The sequence below is a fragment of the Halopenitus persicus genome, from assembly GCF_002355635.1.
Classification (GTDB): Archaea; Halobacteriota; Halobacteria; order Halobacteriales; family Haloferacaceae; genus Halopenitus; species Halopenitus persicus_A.
In genome coordinates this window covers 1,904,642-1,921,055 of sequence record NZ_AP017558.1, presented here as the reverse complement: position 1 = coordinate 1,921,055, position 16,414 = coordinate 1,904,642, and the positions used below count along the sequence as shown (strand labels likewise).

Sequence of the window (16,414 nt, the reverse complement as noted above, 5' to 3'; positions counted from 1 at the left end):
TCGCCGGGCCGGCGACGTCACCGGCCGGCGACGTCACCAGTCTACGACGTCACCCGAGTGAGAAGGTCGTACGCCGCATCGAGCATCGGGTCGGGAAGGAACCTGGCGAGAACCGCAAACCGGGGAAGCGTCCCCGGCTGGACGCGAGCCGGCGGCTGGGTCGCGCACGCGGCGTTACAGATGGCGTCGGCGACCACCTCCGGCTCGACCGACCCGGGACCGTCGCCGGCGACGAGTTGGGTGTCCTCGAAGACGCGGTAGAACTCCTCGTAGGCGCCCGACCGGTCGATCCCGTCGTCGTCCCGTTCACCGCCGCCACCGCGGCCGGCGGTCTGCTCACTTCCATCACCGTCGGCATCCTGTTTACCCCCGTCATCGCCGTCGACCTCGCGGCTCGCGCGGTCGGAGAAGTTCGTCCGCACGGGACCGGGTTCGACGACCACGACGTCGACGTCGTACTCGGCGACCTCGTTCCGGAGCGCGTCCGACATCGCCTCGACCGCGTGTTTCGATCCGGCGTAGACGCCGGTTCCGGGCAGGGAGATCCGGCCGAGCACCGAGGAGACGTTGATGATCGTGCCGTCGCGCTCGCGGCGCATCGCCGGCAGGACGGCCCTGATCAGCCGGTGGAGTCCGTAGACGTTCACGTCGAACTGCTCGTGGACGCGGTCCGTGGAGACGTCCTCGAGGGGGCCGAACTGCCCGTATCCGGCGTTGTTCACGAGACAGTCGATCGCTCCCTCCTCGTCGAGGATCCGGTCGACGACGCGCTCGACGTCGTCGCCGTCGGTCACGTCGAGGGTGGCGAGCTCGCACCCGTCCTCGCCGAGCGTCTGGATGTCGGCCGGGTTCCGCGCCGTCGCGTACACGGTCCAGTCCTCCTCGAGGAACGCCCGCGCCGTCGCGCGCCCGATGCCCGAGGAACACCCCGTGATGAGTACCGTCCGTTGCACACCGGACGTCTCGGACGGGAGCGTCATAACTTCCACCGTTCCGTCCCGCGGGACGACCGGCCATCGATCGTGTGAACGTCGGCCGGGAGGCCGTGGTCTCGATCGAAGTCCCCCCGAAGCCGGGTCGACTTCCCCCGTCAGCGGGTGAAGCGACGTCGAAAGCCAACGATCGGCCGTCTCAGGAGTCGGCGACCGACCGTTTGACCGCGTCCGCGTACGCGTCCGCGAGCCGCGTCGGCTCGGGAAGCTTGTACCCGGCACACAGCGCGTCGACGATCGCGACCGTGGTCGCGGCCGACACCCGGTGTCCCGGGCTGACGTAGAGGGGGTTCACCCGCCGGCTGTTCGGGTACTGTCGCGACTGGAACGCGTGTCCGATCACGGTCCCGGCGACGTCGTCGGTGGTCCCCGCGGGGGATTCCACGCGCCCGTCGGCGCGGATCGGGGTCGACCACCCCGCCGGCCGCTCGTCGACGTGCGCATCGGGCGTCCCGCAGAGGAGGCTTTTCGCGACGCCGACGCTCGGCAGGTCGAGCATGACGCCGAGGTGGGTCGCGATCCCCGCCTGCCGAAAGTGGATGCGGCCCGACCCGTCCAGAACTGCGAGGTCGGGTTCGACCGACAGGGTCGCCAGCGCGTCGAGGATCGGCCCGCCCTCACGGAACGCGAGCAGTCCCGGAACGTACGGGATCGAGAGCGGCGAGACGGCGTGCGTCCGTTCGACGATCCGCCCGCCCTGAAGCGCGACGACCGCCGAGACGACGGCGTCCTCGAGGAACGCCTGATCGATCCCGACGACGACCGGCGGAGTCGATCCCGACGAATCGGGCGACTCGGTGGATCCAAACGTTCCAAGCGTGCTCTCGACCGCGTCGCCACGCTCGGGACCCGGAACCCCATCGGTGAGATCGAACGGGTCGTCGATCGCGACCGCAGCCGGGTCGAAGGGGGGTCGATCCCGACCGCCGAGGTCGTCCTCGAAGGCAGCGACGGCGGCGATCTCGCGCTGGAGGTCCTCCATTTCCTGGCGGGACAGATCGGGGTCGGGGACGAACTCGGGACGCGCGAGCTCGAGTACGGACCGAGAACGGTCGGCTGCGGAGGATGGATCGTCGTCCGTGGAGGATGGATCGTCGTCCGTGGAGGATGGATCGTCGTCCGTGGAGGATGGATCGTCGTCCGGCGGCGGCGAGGACCCCACGGCGATCACCGCCGACGTCCGGGGCCGCCGGGGCCACCCGGCCCGCCCGGCCCGCCGGGACCGCCCGGCCCGCCGAACTGAAGCCGCGTCGGCGCGCGCATCTCGTCCTTGACGTGCTTGCCGTACGCGAGCCCGACGAGGAGACCGGCGAGGTGCGCCCAGTGGGCGATCCCGCCGGCCACGCCGCCGAGCCCGAGGAAGACGCTGACGACCGCGAACCCGATCGTCAACAGCCACAGCGGCATCGGGATGAAGAAGTAGAGATAGACGCGGAGCTTCGGGTTCAACACGGTGAGGACGCCCATGATCGCCATGATCGCCCCGGAGGCGCCGACGACGCCGGGGCCGACCGGGCCGACCAGAAAGCCCATTCCGATCTGGGCGAGCCCGGCGAGGACGCCGGCGCCGAGGAACAGCGCGGCGAACCGCTTCGGCCCGATACGCTCCTCGACCGGCGGGCCGAAGAAGTAGAGGACGATCGAGTTGAGCGCGATGTGGGTGAAGTTGCCGTGGGCGAAGACCGCGGTGACCCAGGTCCAGACGTACTCGAGGCGTTCCGGGCGGAGCACGAACAACGACCGCGAGAGCTCCTGGCCGAGGAACCCGCCGACGAGCACCTGCAGGAGGAACGTCGTCCACATCAACCCGAGGAACAGGAACGTCAGATTCCCGCGGAAGTAACCGAGGAACCCGCCGGTCGACGTCGCGCGGTCGACCCGTTCTCGGAGCCGGTCGGTCATCGAACCGGACGATGACGGCGATGACTCGCCCGAGAGGGAGTCGTCGAACCCGCTTTCGAACACCCCGGAGGGGTCCTCCCAGTCGCCGAGTCCGGGACAATCGTGATTCTCCGGCAGCCGGTGGTCCGCACAGAACGTTTGCCCGCACCGGTGACACTGGTACGGGAGGTTCTCGTAGGCACCACACTCGTCGCACGTCGCCATTGCCGTGGCTTGTGGGGGCGCGGGTAAAGCGGTTTGGCCTCGTGGCGACGTCCGGCAGCCCGGTTCCGCGATGAACGGGGTTCCATGGCCAGTCCGATCCGCGGTCCGATCGCCCGTACCGAAGTCAGTCCGATCGCCCGTACCGAAGCCGGTTCGATCGCCCGTATCGAAGCGATTAAGCGGCGGACACGCGAACCGCGACCTATGCAGCACCTCATCATCCGTGGCGACCCCGGGATCCGCCGCGACGCGGTGATCAACTACGACGGCCGGGAGATGATCTGCTTCTCGGTGAACCGGCAGGGCGACTGGCACGGCCCCGATGAGCCCCAGCTGTGGTGTACTATCGGCACCGAGGACGAGTACGAGACCTACGCGAAACGCGAGTACGTACCCCACCGGCTGGAGACCGAGTCGATCGACGCCGAGGACCTGGACGTCGTCAAGGCGAAGGGCGACCTCGCGGTCTGACGTCGGTCCCCCGACCCCACGATCCAATAGCGGTCGCCGATCCCGCGGTCCGACGTCGGTCGCCAGCCTCGCAACCGACGGCGGAGGACGACGGCAAGCCGGGTCCTACAGCAGGTCGTCCAGATCGTCGTTGTCGAACGCCGAGACCCGATCGATGCGGTCGCGCTCCTCCGTTTCGGTCTCGGCCGCCGCCTGTCGCGCACGTTCGAGGAACCGCTCCACCCGAGACGACCGCTGCACGCCGCCCAGTAAGACGATCGCCGCGAGCCGGTCCGACTGCAGCGGGAAGTCGCCGCCGCGGACCGCCATCGATCCCGTCTCGTCCTCGAGCCAGCGTCGCGACTTCTCGACGCCCTTTCGGGGGATCCGGTCCACGTCGCCGGCAGCGATCAGCAGCGCCCGGTCGGCGTCGGTCGCCTCGGGGAGGCTGAGTCCGGTCATCACCGCCTTCCGCGTCGTGCTCATCAGGGTGGTAATGTTCTCGGCGGGGTCCTCGGCGGCGGGGGCGCTCGCGTAGCCGACCGCCGCGATCCCGCCGGCGCCGAGCGTGTTGATCACCTCGCTGGTGTCGACGACCGACTCCCCGACGCCCTGGGTCGCCTCGCCGGCGGCCAGCAGCAGCCCGACGCGTTTGGCCAGCTTGCGGTTGAGGTTCCCGTAACCCCCCTCGACGCTCTCGTCCGCCGAGCGCCACGCGTCGTTGTCGAGCAGGATCGTGGCGTCAGCCTCTCGGAGGAGCGTCTTCAGCGATCGCCCCGCGTTGACCTGGGAGAGCGCTCCCTCGTCCCGGGCAGGGAGCACGCCGAGCGCGTACACGGGGACGTCGTAGATGCGCCGCAGCTCGCGTACGAGCACCGGTGCGCCGCCGGACCCGGTTCCGCCGCCCAACCCGGCGATGACCACGATCGCCTCCGCCTCGGCGGTGACGCGGTTCGTCAACGCGTCCACGACCTCGACCGAGTCCTCGGCCATCACCGTCGCGCCGAGCTCGTTGTCGCCGCCGACGCCGTGCCCGTTGACGCGCGACTGGCCGATCAGGATCGTGTCGACGGGAAGGGGCTCGAGATCGGCCACCGCCGTGTTGACCGCGAGGGCCTCACGCACCGCGTCGAACCCCATTTCGGCGTCGAACTCGGCCAGTGCGGTCGTCACCTTCCCGCCCGCCTGCCCGACGCCGACGAGGACGGCCTTCATACCTCGTACGATGAACGCACCGGCGTATGAAGGTTTCCCCGGTGGCGTCCCGCGATTCCGTCGAAACGGCGAGCAAGCGGAGCCGAAACGGAGACGGGGTCCGTACCGACCGCTCCCCGATTTTTATATACGGATCCGACACAGCGACCCCATGTCCGAACACGGTCCGGCGACGGGTGACCGTCACGCCACCGCAAGCACCGGGCAGGATCAGGAACGGGCGATCGAAGCCGACGGGAGCGTCGTTAACGGAGACGGCGGCTTCGGCGGGATGTGTAAGCCCGACGAGACGCACGAGAGCGATGGGGTGAACGAAGTCGACCGGATTCACGAGGGAAACGAGGATACCCTGGCGGAGCGCGTGGACGCGATCGAGCGCGCCATCACCGGTGACGTCGCGGCGACCGATCTCTCCGATCGAGCCGCGATGGATGCTCGGATCACGGAGCTCGAGGCGACGATCGAGTCGATGGATCGTCGCCTCGAGGAACTGGACGCGGCGACCCAAGCGGTTCGCGGGTACGTGGGCGGCGTCCGAGCCGTCAATCGGGAGGTCGAGCGCCGGGCCGACCTCGCGCTCGCGAAGGCCAGCCGCCTCGAGCGTGATCGGCCCGCAACCGGTCGAAGCGCGGATCACGATCGTGACCCGCCGAACGACGCCGGGTCCGACGAACCCATCGCCGAGGTAACCGAGGACGACGCGCCGTGGAGGGCGGACGACGGTGCCGGAACCGTCGACGGAAGGAACGACCATACCGGAACCGTCGACGGAATGGATGGTCCGACGACGGGACCGGGGAATCGGTCGGCCGCGAGACGTGCCGACGGCGGCGCACTCCGAACCGATCGACCGCCGGCGGCCGCTGCCGCGGTGCCGAACGCGGACGAGATCGGTCGGATACCCGATGCCGCAACCGATCACGCTGGTTCCGCATCCGACCGTCCCGATGCCGGCGTCCTCGCGAAGCTCCGTGACGTGTTGTGATCCGAACGGTCCTCGCCGTCGTGGTCGCCGTGGTGCTGCTGGCGACGGCGTCGCCGGCGCTGTCGGACGCCGGCCACCAGACGACGCGAACCGAACTCGGGACCGTCGCGGAGCGGCTCGACCGGATCGCGACCGGGCTCGCGAGCGACTCGACGGCGCTCGCCGACCCGACGCTGGCCGCTCGAACGACCGTCTCGATCGCCGTTCCCTCGGGGTTCGGGTCGGCCCCGGTGGAGCGGGCACGCATCGGGTGTCTGCGGGACGACGAATCCGCGATCGACGTCGGAGCGCGTTCCGAGGAGACCTGCCGGCTACTGCTCGCGTACCGGTTCACCGGCGGGTCGACCGAAGCACACGCCATCCCGGGTGCCACGCTGGCACCGGCAACGCCGCCGATCGAGCTGTCGACGACGGGAACGACCGTCCAGCTCCGGTACGTTCGGCGCGACGGGACGTCCGCGGTCGAACTCCTGCCGATCGAGCCGGACCAGCCGTGACCGGGACCGAGTCCACGGCGGCCGTCGATTTATATACGATACCGCGGCAGCCGACGTATGTCACCGCTCGATCGCCTCGGCGACCGTCTTCCCGACGACGTCGTCGACGGTCTCGGAAGCGTCCACGACCGGCTCGTCGGATCGGCCGACGGGCCGAGGCCGATCGTTCCGGCCAGCGAGGGCTGTGCGTGCCGAACCGCGATCCCCGAACCGGACGTCGGCAGCCGTTCCGACCGAACGGTTCTGACGGTCGACGCACGCGGCTGCCCCGGCGACGGTGGACTGGCGACCGAGCCGGCGTGTCGGTCGACCGTCGTCCGCGCTATAGCCGACCGCGACGTCGACGTGATCCGCGTGCGTGCCCGCGGGCGTCGATTCACCTACCGCGATCGAGCGGCAGCACTCCTTCTCGCCGCCGGTCGGTTCCACGAGCGCGTCCGCGGGTTCGAGCCGCGAACGGCCGCCATCGCGGCGCGGGATCCGATACGGACCGCGGTCGATGCCATCGGGCGTTCCGGGCCGGTCGTGGAGGCGGCCGCCGAAACCGGACTGATCGAGACGACGCGATCGGCGGACGGGTACGAGGAGGTGCTTCGGCCGTCCGTGATGCCGGAGATCGCGACCGCCGAGGTCACGACCCGGCCGCCGCCCGGAGCTCAGCTTGCGGACCGGTGGGACACGGAGACCGGAGCGACGATCCGGATCTACGACCACGCCGGCGCGTTCCGGACCTACCACCTCACGCCGCCGGAGGCGTCGCTGTCGACGCGGGAATTGGGGATCGTCGCCGCAGCCAGACGACGGCTCCTCGAGGACGAGACGGACGGGGCACGGGAACCCGCACGAGCGATCAGGGCGGCCGTTCGTGAACGCGAAGCGGACCGCGATCGTGCTCCCGGAACGGACCGTAACCGTGCTCCCGGAACGGACCGTAACCGTGCTCCCGGAACGGACCGTAACCGTGCTCCCGGAACCGATCTCGGCGAGCAAAAAATCCTCGTTGACGTACTTCGTCGACACACCCGAGGCTACGGCGTGTTGGAGGACGTCTTCGCCGACGACCACGTCTCCGACGCGTTCCTCACGCCGCCGGTCGCGGAGACGCCGCTCCGGGTCGTCATCGACGGGGAACGATTCCCGACGAACGTCCGGCTGCCGCCACGCGGCGCCGGAACGCTGGCCTCCCGACTCCGTCGGGTGTCCGGCGAGGGGTTCTCGCGGGCGTCTCCCACGCTCGATGCGACCATCGAGACCGAGCACGGTCCCGTGCGTGTCGCGGCGACGACCCGACCCGCGAGCGACGGCTACGGGTTCACGTTCCGCCGCGGCGGCACGGAGGCGTGGACGCTCCCGCGGCTGCTCGAGTGCGGAACGATGACGCCGGCCGCCGCGGGCCTGCTCTCGGTGGCGGTCGAGCGCGGGGTCGCCGGACTGGTCGCCGGCGGGCGAGGGGCCGGAAAGACGTCGACGCTCGGCGCACTGTTGTGGGAGCTTCCGGCGTCGACACGCGGGGTACTGATCGAGGACACCCCGGAACTCCCGGTCGATCAGCTCCGAACGGCGGGGCGTGACGTCCAACGCCTCTCGGTCGGAAACGGCCGCGAGCTGGCGCCGGCAGAGGCCGTCCATACCGCGCTCCGGCTCGGCGACGGTGCGATCGTCGTCGGGGAGGTGCGCGGGGAGGAGGCCGCCGCGCTCTACGAGGCGATGCGCGTCGGCGCCAGCGGCGAGACGGTGTTGGGAACCATCCACGGCACCGATCCGGAGGCGGTCCGCGAACGGGTCGTCACCGATCTCGGCGTTCCCTCGACCGCGTTCGCGAGCACGGACCTCCTCGTCCTGCTCGATTCCCATCGCGTGGTCACGATCGCCGAACTCCGGACCGGACGGAACGGCGTCGTCTTCGATCGCCTGTTCGAGCGGGACGGCGACGACCTCGTCGCGACCGGCCGGATCGACCGGGGGACGAGCCGGCTCGTTGAGGAATTGGCACGCGGATCCGAGTCGTACGCGGACGTACGGGCGACGATCCGGACGCGGGCGGAGACGATCGCCGCACACGCCGCAGCGGGACGAACGTCCCCGGACGCGATCGGTGACCGAGAAACGGGACCCGACGGGAGGAAGCAATGACCCCGGAACCTCGAAGCGCTGACCGACTCGGTGGTGGGTCGGAATCGGCCAATCCGACCGATCCGACGGACTCGACCGAAACGGCGGCCGACGCGGATCTCGAGCGGGCGCTGTCCTTTCTCGACGACGACCGGACGCCAGCGGAGATCGAGGGATCCGCGCGACGATGGGGACTGGCGGTCGGAGCTGCCGTGATGCTGCTCGGAACCGGGGTGCTCCGGGGCCCGGGCGGCGTCCCGATCGCGGCGATGATCGGCTACGGGACCTACGAGGTACGGCGCCGGTTTCCGTGCTGGTTGGCGGTCCTCCGGCGAACGCGAGCGCTCGGGGCTGCGCCAGGCATCGTGGGACGGATCGTGCTCCGGATGCGGTTGGAGCCGTCGACCGAGCGGGCGGTCACGTTCGCCGCGGAGACCGGGAACGGTCCCCTTGCGGCGAGCCTCGCGAACGCGGCCGTCCGTTCACGAGCGGGTCCCGATTCCGGGTTGCAGTCGTTCACCGCGGAGTGGAGCGCGTGGTTCCCCGCGCTCGAACGAGCCGGAACGCGGATCCGGGCGGCGGCGTCGGCTCCGCGGGAGCGACGTGAACGAGGCTTGGACCGTGCCCTCGAGGCGGTCACGGCCGGAACGACGGATCGGATGGCTGCGTTCATCGGAGACGTTCAGGCGCCGGTGTCGGGAATCTACGCCTTCGGCGTCCTGTTGCCGCTTGCGCTCATCGCCCTGCTACCGGCGGCGCGGGCGACCGGGCTGCCGCTCGGCGCCGCCACGATGGCGATCGTGTACGTCCTCGTCCTCCCCTCGGTCCTCCTGGTCGCGAGCGGCTGGCTGCTGTTGCGTCGTCCGGTCGCGTTCCCGCCGCCGCGTATCGATGCGAGTCACCCCGACGTTCCGTCGGGATATCGGCGCCCCCTCGGCGCCGGCGTGATCGCCGGCATCGGCGGGTGGTTTCTCGGCGGCACCGTCGTTCCGTGGAGCGCGCCGATCGCCGCCGTCGGGGCCGGATTCGGTGCCGGGGTCGGGCTGTTCGCGCTCCCGCGCCGTCGGGTGCTCCGCCGCGTTCGGTCGATCGAGACGGCGCTGCCGGACGCGCTCTCGACCATCGGCGGCGCGGTCGCGGACGGCGTCGCGGTCGAGCACGCAGTGCGACGCGCCGGCGAGACGATGGACGGTCCCGCCGGCGCGGCGTTCGCGGCGGCCGGACGGCGAAGCCGAACGCTCCGCGTCGACGTCGAGTCGGCGTTGGTCGGCGAGGAGGGACCGTTCGCTCACGTACCGAGTCCGCGAGTGCAGGGAGCCGTAGCGCTGCTGTCGATCGCCGCCCGCGAGGGACGGCCCGCCGGGGACGTGGTCATCGAGCTCGCCGATCAACTCGAGGAGCTCCGGACCCTCGAACGCGACGCGACCAGGCAGCTTCGGACCGTCACCCGAACGTTGTCGAACACCGCGACGGTGTTCGGGCCGCTCGTCGGCGGCGCGACGGTCGCGCTCGCGGCCGGGATGGACGGCGGCGCGATCGCCGGCGGAGGACTCGACCCCGCAATGGGGACGATGCTGGCGGGGGATCCGACCGCCGGAGTCGGCCCCGGAGCGTCGACGTCACCCACCGTCGGTTCGGAGGCGGCCACGGGCGTTGGCGGCGGCTCGGGAACCGGGCCGATCGTCGACCCGATTCCGGTTCCGATGCTCGGTCGTATCGTCGGAACGTACGTGCTGCTGCTGTCCGCCATCCTCACCGCACTGTCGACGACGGTGCAGCGGGGTCTCGATCCGACGCTCGTGGCCTATCGCGTCGGCATCGCCGTCCCGACCGCGACGGTCACGTACATCGTCGCGTTCGTCGGCGCAGGAACGCTGCTGTGAACGTTTATATCCCATACCGGGGCCACTCCGTGCCATGATCGACGCACCGATCGAAACGTGGTACACGTGGCTGGGGATCGCTGCCGTCAGCGTGCTCACGCTCGGGACGGCCGCGGGGATCCCCTCGGGGCCGACTCCGGACGCGACCGGCGTCGCGGACACGATCGACCGCGTCGCCGCCGACGAACTCCCGGCGACGGCCGAACACGGGGTCGCGGCCGACCGAATCCGTCTGTCTCCGACCCGCGTCTCGCTACGCGGTCCGGGCGGCTCGACGACGGCGCCGCTCCGATTCGGACCCGTGACGCCGGCCACGAGCGCCGGAAGCGACGACCGGCTTCGGAGAGTACTGTCCGGCGAGCCGCCGAACCGCGTCTTCGATTCCCCCGAGGCCCTGAACCGAGCCGCGGTCGAGTCCCGTGGTCGATACCGACGGAATCCGCGGTGGGAACGGGCGCCGAATCGGCTCCGAATTCGATCGATACGCTGGGAGGGGACTCGTGTCACGCTCGTCGGCTGACTGCCGCGGTCGCGACTCGGCTGCGGCTCGAGAGCGAGCGAAGACGAACCGCGTCCGGATCCGAACCGACGCGACCCACGATCGAGGACAGACGGAGCCGGTCGCCGCGCTCGTCGCCCTGCTCGCGGTGGGGATCGGGTTCGCGCTGTACGCCGGCGCGATCGCGGATGCCGATCCGGGAACGCAGTCGCGTGAAACGGCCGGACTCGTCCTCGAGCGCGTCGAGGACCGGGTCGTCGTTGCCGGCGTCGCGCACCCGGGCCGGCTGAGCGTTCCGGGCGACGTCGGAATCGATCGGCAACGGATCGGCGTCGCGATCGTCACCGCCGATCGGCGGTGGGTGGCCGGCGAGCGGAGCGCGATCCGACCGATTCCGGCGGGGACGACCGTGGCGAGGCAGTCGGTCAGCGTCCGGATCGTGCCGGGTGAGCAGGTGCGTGGGGAGCTTCGGGTGGTCGTGGGTCGATGACGAGCACCGTTCTCGACGTCGGACTGTTCCTTCTGTGTGTCTCCGCGAGCGTCGGGACCGTCGTGGGGATCGCGCCGACCGACACCGGTCCGGAAACCCATACCGATGACCTCGCCGATCGGATCGCGACCGAGACGGCGACCGTTTCCTACGAGACCCACGGCAACGCCGATCACCGACGCCACCACGCAACCCTGTCCGAACACCTCGCGCTCGCGGCGCTCGTCGCGGAGGACGCGACCCGCTCGGAACGAACGTATCAACGCGCCGTTTCGAACGTCGTCGGCGAGCGGCTCGACCCACGAACCGGCGTCGCAGTTCGCGTTCCATCGAGGGACGAAACGTCGGACGCCGACGGCGAGAGGCGTCGAACCACGATGACGGTCGGCGGATCGCCCTCGTCGACCGCCCGCGTGTGGACCGCGGTCGTCGACGTGCCGATCGATCGGGGCGAGACGACGGTCCGAATCGTGGTTCGGAGGTGGGACCGTGCGGCCGTCTGACCGACCGGCACTGTCGATCGCGGACGACCGGCGCGGGCGCGTCCCGTTCGCGCTCGTCGGCGTCCTGTTGCTCGTCTCGAGCACGGCGTACGCGAGCGGGCTCGCAACGACGGGCGTGACAGTCGATCGGTCGGTCGAACGGGCGATGGATCGCGCGAGCGCCGATCTGACGCCCGCGATCCGGAGCGCGACCGCCGACGCAGCGCGGGCGGCGGCCGCCCGACCGGTGACGCGACCCGCGCCGGAGCTCGCCGAAACCGTGATCCGGAACGGGTCCGCCTTCGAGGACGCGCTTCGGATCCGGATCGGGCTCGCGGTCGAATCGTCCGCCGAAACGGTCACGACCCGTGAGGGGGACGTCCGGGCCACGACCGCGGTCCCGTTTGAGGATCCGGCGCCGCCGAGTCGGAGCGGGTACGACCCCGGCAACGACGATCCGACGACCCTCGCGGACGTCCGAGACGGCGTGACGATCGCGCCGATCGCGAACGGCACGGCGCTGGAGGCGACCGTGCATAACGTGACGACCACCGCCAGACGCAACGGCCGGATCGTCGGGGAACGAACCCGTGACGTCACGGTCGTCGTCGCGGTCCCGGTGCTGGCCGCCCACGAACGGACCGAACGGTTCGAGGCTGCCCTGAACCGCGGCGCCATCGAGGGATCGGGACTGGGCCGCCAGCTGACCGGCCGGCTCTACGCGATCGCCTGGGCACGCGGGTACGCACAGCGGTTCGGCGCGCCGGTCCAGAACGTCGTCGGGAACCGGCACGTCGAACTCTCGACGAACGCCGGGATCACCGCGGTACAACGGAAGGCGTTCGGCGCCGCGGATCCGAACGCGAGCGCGGGCGTCGGACGCGCGGCCGTTCGAACCGGCCTCACGGATCTCCTCGAACCGACCAGCCTCGACGAGCGCGAGTGGAGCCGGTTCGTGCTCGAGGCCTCGGTTCCCGATCCGGACGATGCTACGACGGCGGCCGATCCGACCGAAACGACCGACGTGTCCGAAACGGCCGACGTGTCCGACGCGGCCAACGCGACCCAGACCGTCACCGCCGGTCCGGCGGCGGACGCGGCGCTCGTCGAGACCCTCGATCGAACGGACGCGATCGCCGAGGCTGCCTATCGCGTCGAGGCGGCGAGGCGAATCCGCGTCGAGCGGACGGGCGGACGGGCACGACCGCCGTCACGCGAGTCACCGGGAGCGAACTGGACGTACGTCGGCGAGCGGACCACGAGCACGGCGGACGCACGCGGATCCGGCGACGATGACGGGTTCGACACGGCGACGAGACGGGTCGCGGTCGACCACCGAACGACGCGGTACTGGACGGACGGCTCGAGCCGTCGAACGACGACGGTACGGTGGAGCCAGCGGTACCGCGTCACCGTCTCCGTGGAGGGACGGTACGCGCCGTCGGCGGGCGCACCCGACGGACCGACGTCGCCGACGTTCGAACGCGGCGGCGCGATCGACGGCCCGAACCTCCGTGATGCGCCCGGTGCGGCACGCCGTGAACTCGACGCCACGAACGTCGATGCAGTCGCCGAGCGGGCGGTCGAGTCGAACGCCGAGCTGCGACGACGGACGGTCGTGTACGGCGACCAGCCCGCGAGTCTCCGGGGATGGATACGCGATGATCTCGCCGCGATACACGAGGTGGTCCGCGCGACCGAGACCACGGTCGAGATGCACGCGGTCGCGGCCGGTAAAGCGGACCCCTACGGCGAATTGGCTGCGGTGCTTCGGTCCAAGCGCGGCGAGCTGATCGACGCGCCAGGGACGTACGACGGAGCGTCCGACCGCGCCCGCGTGGCGGCTCGGCGTGCCTACGTCGACGCGACGATCGAGAAGCTGGAACGTCGGGCACGGACGACGCGGGACGTGCAGGATGGGATCGAGGATGCCGCAAACGAACGCGGCCGAGGCGGATCGACGGACGGGACGTCACTCGGCGAGTACGTCGCCGCGGCGGGACGGGCAACCGACCCGGAACCCGACGAGATCGGGGCGGACGGACCGGGAGGATCCGTCTCGTTCCAGCCGTCGGGATCGCCGGGGTACCTCCCGCGAACGACGATCGACGCAGCCTCGCCGGCCGTCGAGCCGGAGAGCGGGACCCGGTCCCTCGTGACGCGGAACGTGAACGTCTTCACGGTTCCCTACGGGGACGCTGCAAGCGGCATCGTCGACCAAGTGCTTGCGGCCGGCGACCGCGTTCCGCTCCCGCAAGCGGGGCGAACGCTCGCGGCGACCGAGCGAACGCTCCGGGAGACGAGCGATGGAACGGCGATGCGAGACGGTACGGGAACGTCCGGCGGTGCGGGAACGCCCGGCGACGGTCGATCGGCGACCCCGAACGAGGAGCAAGCGGCCGAGCTGCGACGCTCGCACGACGTGCTCGAGTCGGACGTCAGCGGGTCGATCGACCGGGTCGAACGGCGGGTCGAACGTCGGCTCGGAGCGGTCACCGACCTCCCCGGAAGCGAGCGGAACGCGATCGTCGAGGCGGCGAGCGACCGCTACGCCACCCCGGGTGAACTCGCAACCGCGATGGGAGACGGACGGTACGCCGAGACGATCGTCACGGTGACCGGACGTCGGACCACCCTCACGGACGGGAGCCGCGCGCGGCTCGCGGCCGAGATCCGGACGACGCTGCGGTCGGCGATGGACTCCGACCGAACGAGCGTGTCGAAGGCACGGGTCGCTCGTGCGGGCGAAATCACCCGAACCGTGGCCCGGAAGCGGATCGAATCAGCCGTCGAGGACGAGCTTCGACGGGCGAGCGGCGAGGCGGTCGACCGGCTCGACGAGGAGCACGAATGGGCGACGGAGGTGCCGAAGCAGGTCGGTGCCGGCCTCCCGGTCGCCCCCGTTCCGGGATATTGGTACGCGACGGTGAACGTGTGGCACGTCGACGTCGCGGGGACCTACCCCCGGTTCGAGCTGCGATCGAACACGGGGCCGCCCGGCGAGACGTTCAGGTACGTCCGTCAGTCGAGCCGATCGACGGTCGAGGTGGACGGCGAGCAGGTCACGCTCGGCTACACCGATCCCGTCCGGTTCGAGACGGGAACGACGGTCGTCGTCGCGGTCCCACCGGGACCGCCCGGCGTGGGCGACGTCGACGGGACGTGGAGCGAGCGGTCCGCCGGCTGGCCCTGTCCAGGCCCCGAACGTCGGACGTGTTCGGCGGACTCCGGGTCGGAGTGAAACCGCGGACTCCGGGTCGGAGTGAAACCACGGATTCGGGGGCGGTCGCCGCGAGCCGCGGAGCGCCACGACCGCAGTCGTTTTCCGCGACGACGGCCGATCATCGGTATGCTTCACGAAGTCACGCCGGCGGAGGACGCCGACGCTGAGGCGGTGCTCGACGCCTACCGGCGACTCCTGCGGGAGTCCGTCGACGCTGCGGGCGTCGAGGCGATCGGCGCCGAGACGGATCTCGGGGACGGCCGGATCGAGATGGTCACAACGGGGACGACGGGCGCCATCGCTGACCTCTCGATCGAGGAGGCGGCCGCGATCCTCGCGGTCGCGGGCGATCGGGACCCGGACGCGATCGTCTACGAGCTCCGGGACCACCTCCTGATGGGAATGACGACCGCGGTCGTCGACGTCGACACGCTCGCGGGAGCGATCGACTCGGATCTCACCGGACAGGAGCTCCAGCAGGCGCTCGAGGGGCGCACCCGGATGACGATCGGGCAACTCGCGGAGATCACCGCGGCGCTCGAGGCGCGGGGACCGTAGATGCGCGTCGCGATCGTCGGCTGTGGCTACGTCGGGCTGGAGCTCGGCCGCGGGCTCGTCGCGAACGGACACGACGTCTGGGGCGTTCGTCGGTCGGAAGCGGGCGCGAGCGCGGTCGAGGCGGCCGGCCTCGTGCCGGTCCGAGCGGACGTCACGGATCCGGACTCGCTGTCGGCGCTCCCCGACGCCGACGCGGTCGTCTTCGCGGCCAGCTCCGGCGGACGCGACGCGGCGGCCGCACGAGCCGTCTACGTCGAGGGACTCGAGAACGTGATCGCCGAGTATGGATCCCGAGAGACCGTCCCTGACCGACTCGTCTACACCTCCTCGACCGGCGTCTACGGCGATCACGACGGCGACTGGGTGGACGAGACGACGCCGCTCGACCCGCAGACGGAGAAGACCAGCGTTCTGGCGGCAGCCGAACGCGTCGCGCTCGAGGCGAGCGCCGAGGCGGGAATCGACGGAACCGTGACCCGGTTTTCGGGGCTATACGGCCCGGACCGCTACCGGCTCGAGCGGTACCTCGAAGGGCCGGTGACCGAGGGGTACCTGAACATGGTGCACCGGGACGACGCCGCGGGGGCGATCCGCCACCTCCTCGAGACGGGTCGGGCCCGCGAGGAGGTCGTGCTCGTCACCGACGACGAGCCGGTCGCGAAACACGCCTTCGCCGACTGGCTGGCCGACGAGTGTGGCGTCGACCGGCCGCCGAAGCGCTTGAAAGCCGACCGGCTCTCGGATCCGGACCTCTCCGAACGTGCCGAACGGCGGATCCGGACGAGCAAGCGGTGCTCGAACGATCACCTCCAGGAGTTGGGGTACGAACTCGAGTACCCGACCTACCGGGAGGGCTACCGGGCGGCGATCGAGACATACCGGACGGGGAACTGACGGCACGAAGCCCGACGGACGCTGACCG

15 protein-coding genes are annotated in these 16,414 nt (G+C 70.8%); 11 read left to right on the top strand and 4 right to left on the bottom strand.

All coding sequences use genetic code 11. The annotated features are described in order from the left end of the window. Positions 1-41: 41 nt before the first annotated feature. The 3 genes from CPZ00_RS09315 to CPZ00_RS09305 all read right to left on the bottom strand — a co-directional run bounded on the left by CPZ00_RS09315 (position 42) and on the right by CPZ00_RS09305 (position 3,098). Positions 42-980, bottom strand: coding sequence for an SDR family oxidoreductase (locus tag CPZ00_RS09315; RefSeq protein ID WP_096390635.1), 939 nt, complete (start codon positions 978-980; stop codon positions 42-44). 151 nt (positions 981-1,131) lie between these two features. After that, entirely contained in the window at positions 1,132-1,974 is an 843-nt protein-coding gene (locus CPZ00_RS09310; RefSeq protein ID WP_096391661.1) for an endonuclease V, read from the bottom strand. Positions 1,975-2,159: 185 nt separating this feature from the next. After that, the gene (locus CPZ00_RS09305; protein WP_096390634.1) at positions 2,160-3,098 is read right to left on the bottom strand and encodes a rhomboid family intramembrane serine protease; all 939 of its coding nucleotides are present in this window, start codon (positions 3,096-3,098) and stop codon (positions 2,160-2,162) included. Between the two features lie 204 nt (positions 3,099-3,302). Between CPZ00_RS09305 and CPZ00_RS09300 the strand changes: the two genes are divergently transcribed. Next, entirely contained in the window at positions 3,303-3,569 is a 267-nt protein-coding gene (locus tag CPZ00_RS09300) for an HAH_0734 family protein (protein WP_021072507.1), read from the top strand. Between the two features lie 105 nt (positions 3,570-3,674). Here CPZ00_RS09300 and CPZ00_RS09295 read toward each other — a convergent pair whose 3' ends face one another. Next, positions 3,675-4,763, bottom strand: a complete 1,089-nt coding sequence (locus CPZ00_RS09295) for a tubulin/FtsZ family protein (protein WP_096390633.1) — start codon at positions 4,761-4,763, stop codon at positions 3,675-3,677. Between the two features lie 151 nt (positions 4,764-4,914). Here CPZ00_RS09295 and CPZ00_RS09290 point away from each other — a divergent pair, with 151 nt between their 5' ends. The 10 genes from CPZ00_RS09290 (at position 4,915) to CPZ00_RS09245 (ending at position 16,386) form a co-directional block, all read left to right on the top strand. Further along, a complete protein-coding gene (locus tag CPZ00_RS09290; protein WP_096390632.1) occupies positions 4,915-5,748 on the top strand; it encodes a DUF7310 family coiled-coil domain-containing protein in 834 nt (277 codons plus the stop codon). Continuing rightward, positions 5,745-6,245: a DUF7311 family protein gene (locus tag CPZ00_RS09285; RefSeq protein ID WP_096390631.1), complete on the top strand. Its 501-nt coding sequence runs from the start codon at positions 5,745-5,747 to the stop codon at positions 6,243-6,245. The genes CPZ00_RS09290 and CPZ00_RS09285 overlap by 4 nt, the downstream gene beginning before the upstream one ends. A 57-nt stretch (positions 6,246-6,302) precedes the next feature. After that, positions 6,303-8,378 (top strand): ATPase, T2SS/T4P/T4SS family, encoded by a 2,076-nt coding sequence (locus CPZ00_RS09280; protein ID WP_096390630.1) that lies wholly within the window; start codon positions 6,303-6,305, stop codon positions 8,376-8,378. Further along, on the top strand, positions 8,375-10,240 hold the full coding sequence (locus CPZ00_RS09275) for a type II secretion system F family protein (RefSeq protein ID WP_157744216.1): 1,866 nt from the start codon (positions 8,375-8,377) through the stop codon (positions 10,238-10,240). Before CPZ00_RS09280 ends, CPZ00_RS09275 begins: the two co-directional genes overlap by 4 nt. A 34-nt stretch (positions 10,241-10,274) precedes the next feature. Next, a complete protein-coding gene (locus CPZ00_RS09270; RefSeq protein WP_096390629.1) occupies positions 10,275-10,760 on the top strand; it encodes a DUF7283 family protein in 486 nt (161 codons plus the stop codon). Beyond that, positions 10,741-11,229: a DUF7285 family protein gene (locus CPZ00_RS09265; protein WP_096390628.1), complete on the top strand. Its 489-nt coding sequence runs from the start codon at positions 10,741-10,743 to the stop codon at positions 11,227-11,229. Before CPZ00_RS09270 ends, CPZ00_RS09265 begins: the two co-directional genes overlap by 20 nt. After that, positions 11,226-11,732 (top strand): DUF7284 family protein, encoded by a 507-nt coding sequence (locus CPZ00_RS09260; protein ID WP_096390627.1) that lies wholly within the window; start codon positions 11,226-11,228, stop codon positions 11,730-11,732. Before CPZ00_RS09265 ends, CPZ00_RS09260 begins: the two co-directional genes overlap by 4 nt. Continuing rightward, entirely contained in the window at positions 11,719-14,952 is a 3,234-nt protein-coding gene (locus CPZ00_RS09255; protein WP_096390626.1) for a DUF7286 family protein, read from the top strand. Before CPZ00_RS09260 ends, CPZ00_RS09255 begins: the two co-directional genes overlap by 14 nt. 108 nt (positions 14,953-15,060) lie before the next feature. Further along, complete coding sequence (locus CPZ00_RS09250; RefSeq protein WP_096390625.1) at positions 15,061-15,492, top strand: DUF5791 family protein; 432 nt, start codon at positions 15,061-15,063, stop codon at positions 15,490-15,492. Next, positions 15,493-16,386, top strand: a complete 894-nt coding sequence (locus CPZ00_RS09245; protein ID WP_096390624.1) for an SDR family oxidoreductase — start codon at positions 15,493-15,495, stop codon at positions 16,384-16,386. Positions 16,387-16,414 lie beyond the last annotated feature (28 nt).

Excerpts from the sequence above, each read along its gene's own strand:
- CPZ00_RS09275 (WP_157744216.1), top strand. The coding sequence starts at position 8,375 with ATGACCCCGGAACCTCGAAGCGCTGACCGACTCGGTGGTGGGTCGGAA.
- CPZ00_RS09315 (WP_096390635.1), bottom strand. The coding sequence starts at position 980 with ATGACGCTCCCGTCCGAGACGTCCGGTGTGCAACGGACGGTACTCATC.
- CPZ00_RS09270 (WP_096390629.1), top strand. The coding sequence starts at position 10,275 with ATGATCGACGCACCGATCGAAACGTGGTACACGTGGCTGGGGATCGCT.
- CPZ00_RS09280 (WP_096390630.1), top strand. The coding sequence starts at position 6,303 with ATGTCACCGCTCGATCGCCTCGGCGACCGTCTTCCCGACGACGTCGTC.
- CPZ00_RS09250 (WP_096390625.1), top strand. The coding sequence starts at position 15,061 with ATGCTTCACGAAGTCACGCCGGCGGAGGACGCCGACGCTGAGGCGGTG.
- CPZ00_RS09300 (WP_021072507.1), top strand. The coding sequence starts at position 3,303 with ATGCAGCACCTCATCATCCGTGGCGACCCCGGGATCCGCCGCGACGCG.
- CPZ00_RS09290 (WP_096390632.1), top strand. The coding sequence starts at position 4,915 with ATGTCCGAACACGGTCCGGCGACGGGTGACCGTCACGCCACCGCAAGC.
- CPZ00_RS09245 (WP_096390624.1), top strand. The coding sequence starts at position 15,493 with ATGCGCGTCGCGATCGTCGGCTGTGGCTACGTCGGGCTGGAGCTCGGC.
- CPZ00_RS09310 (WP_096391661.1), bottom strand. The coding sequence starts at position 1,974 with ATGGAGGACCTCCAGCGCGAGATCGCCGCCGTCGCTGCCTTCGAGGAC.
- CPZ00_RS09305 (WP_096390634.1), bottom strand. The coding sequence starts at position 3,098 with ATGGCGACGTGCGACGAGTGTGGTGCCTACGAGAACCTCCCGTACCAG.
- CPZ00_RS09260 (WP_096390627.1), top strand. The coding sequence starts at position 11,226 with ATGACGAGCACCGTTCTCGACGTCGGACTGTTCCTTCTGTGTGTCTCC.
- CPZ00_RS09295 (WP_096390633.1), bottom strand. The coding sequence starts at position 4,763 with ATGAAGGCCGTCCTCGTCGGCGTCGGGCAGGCGGGCGGGAAGGTGACG.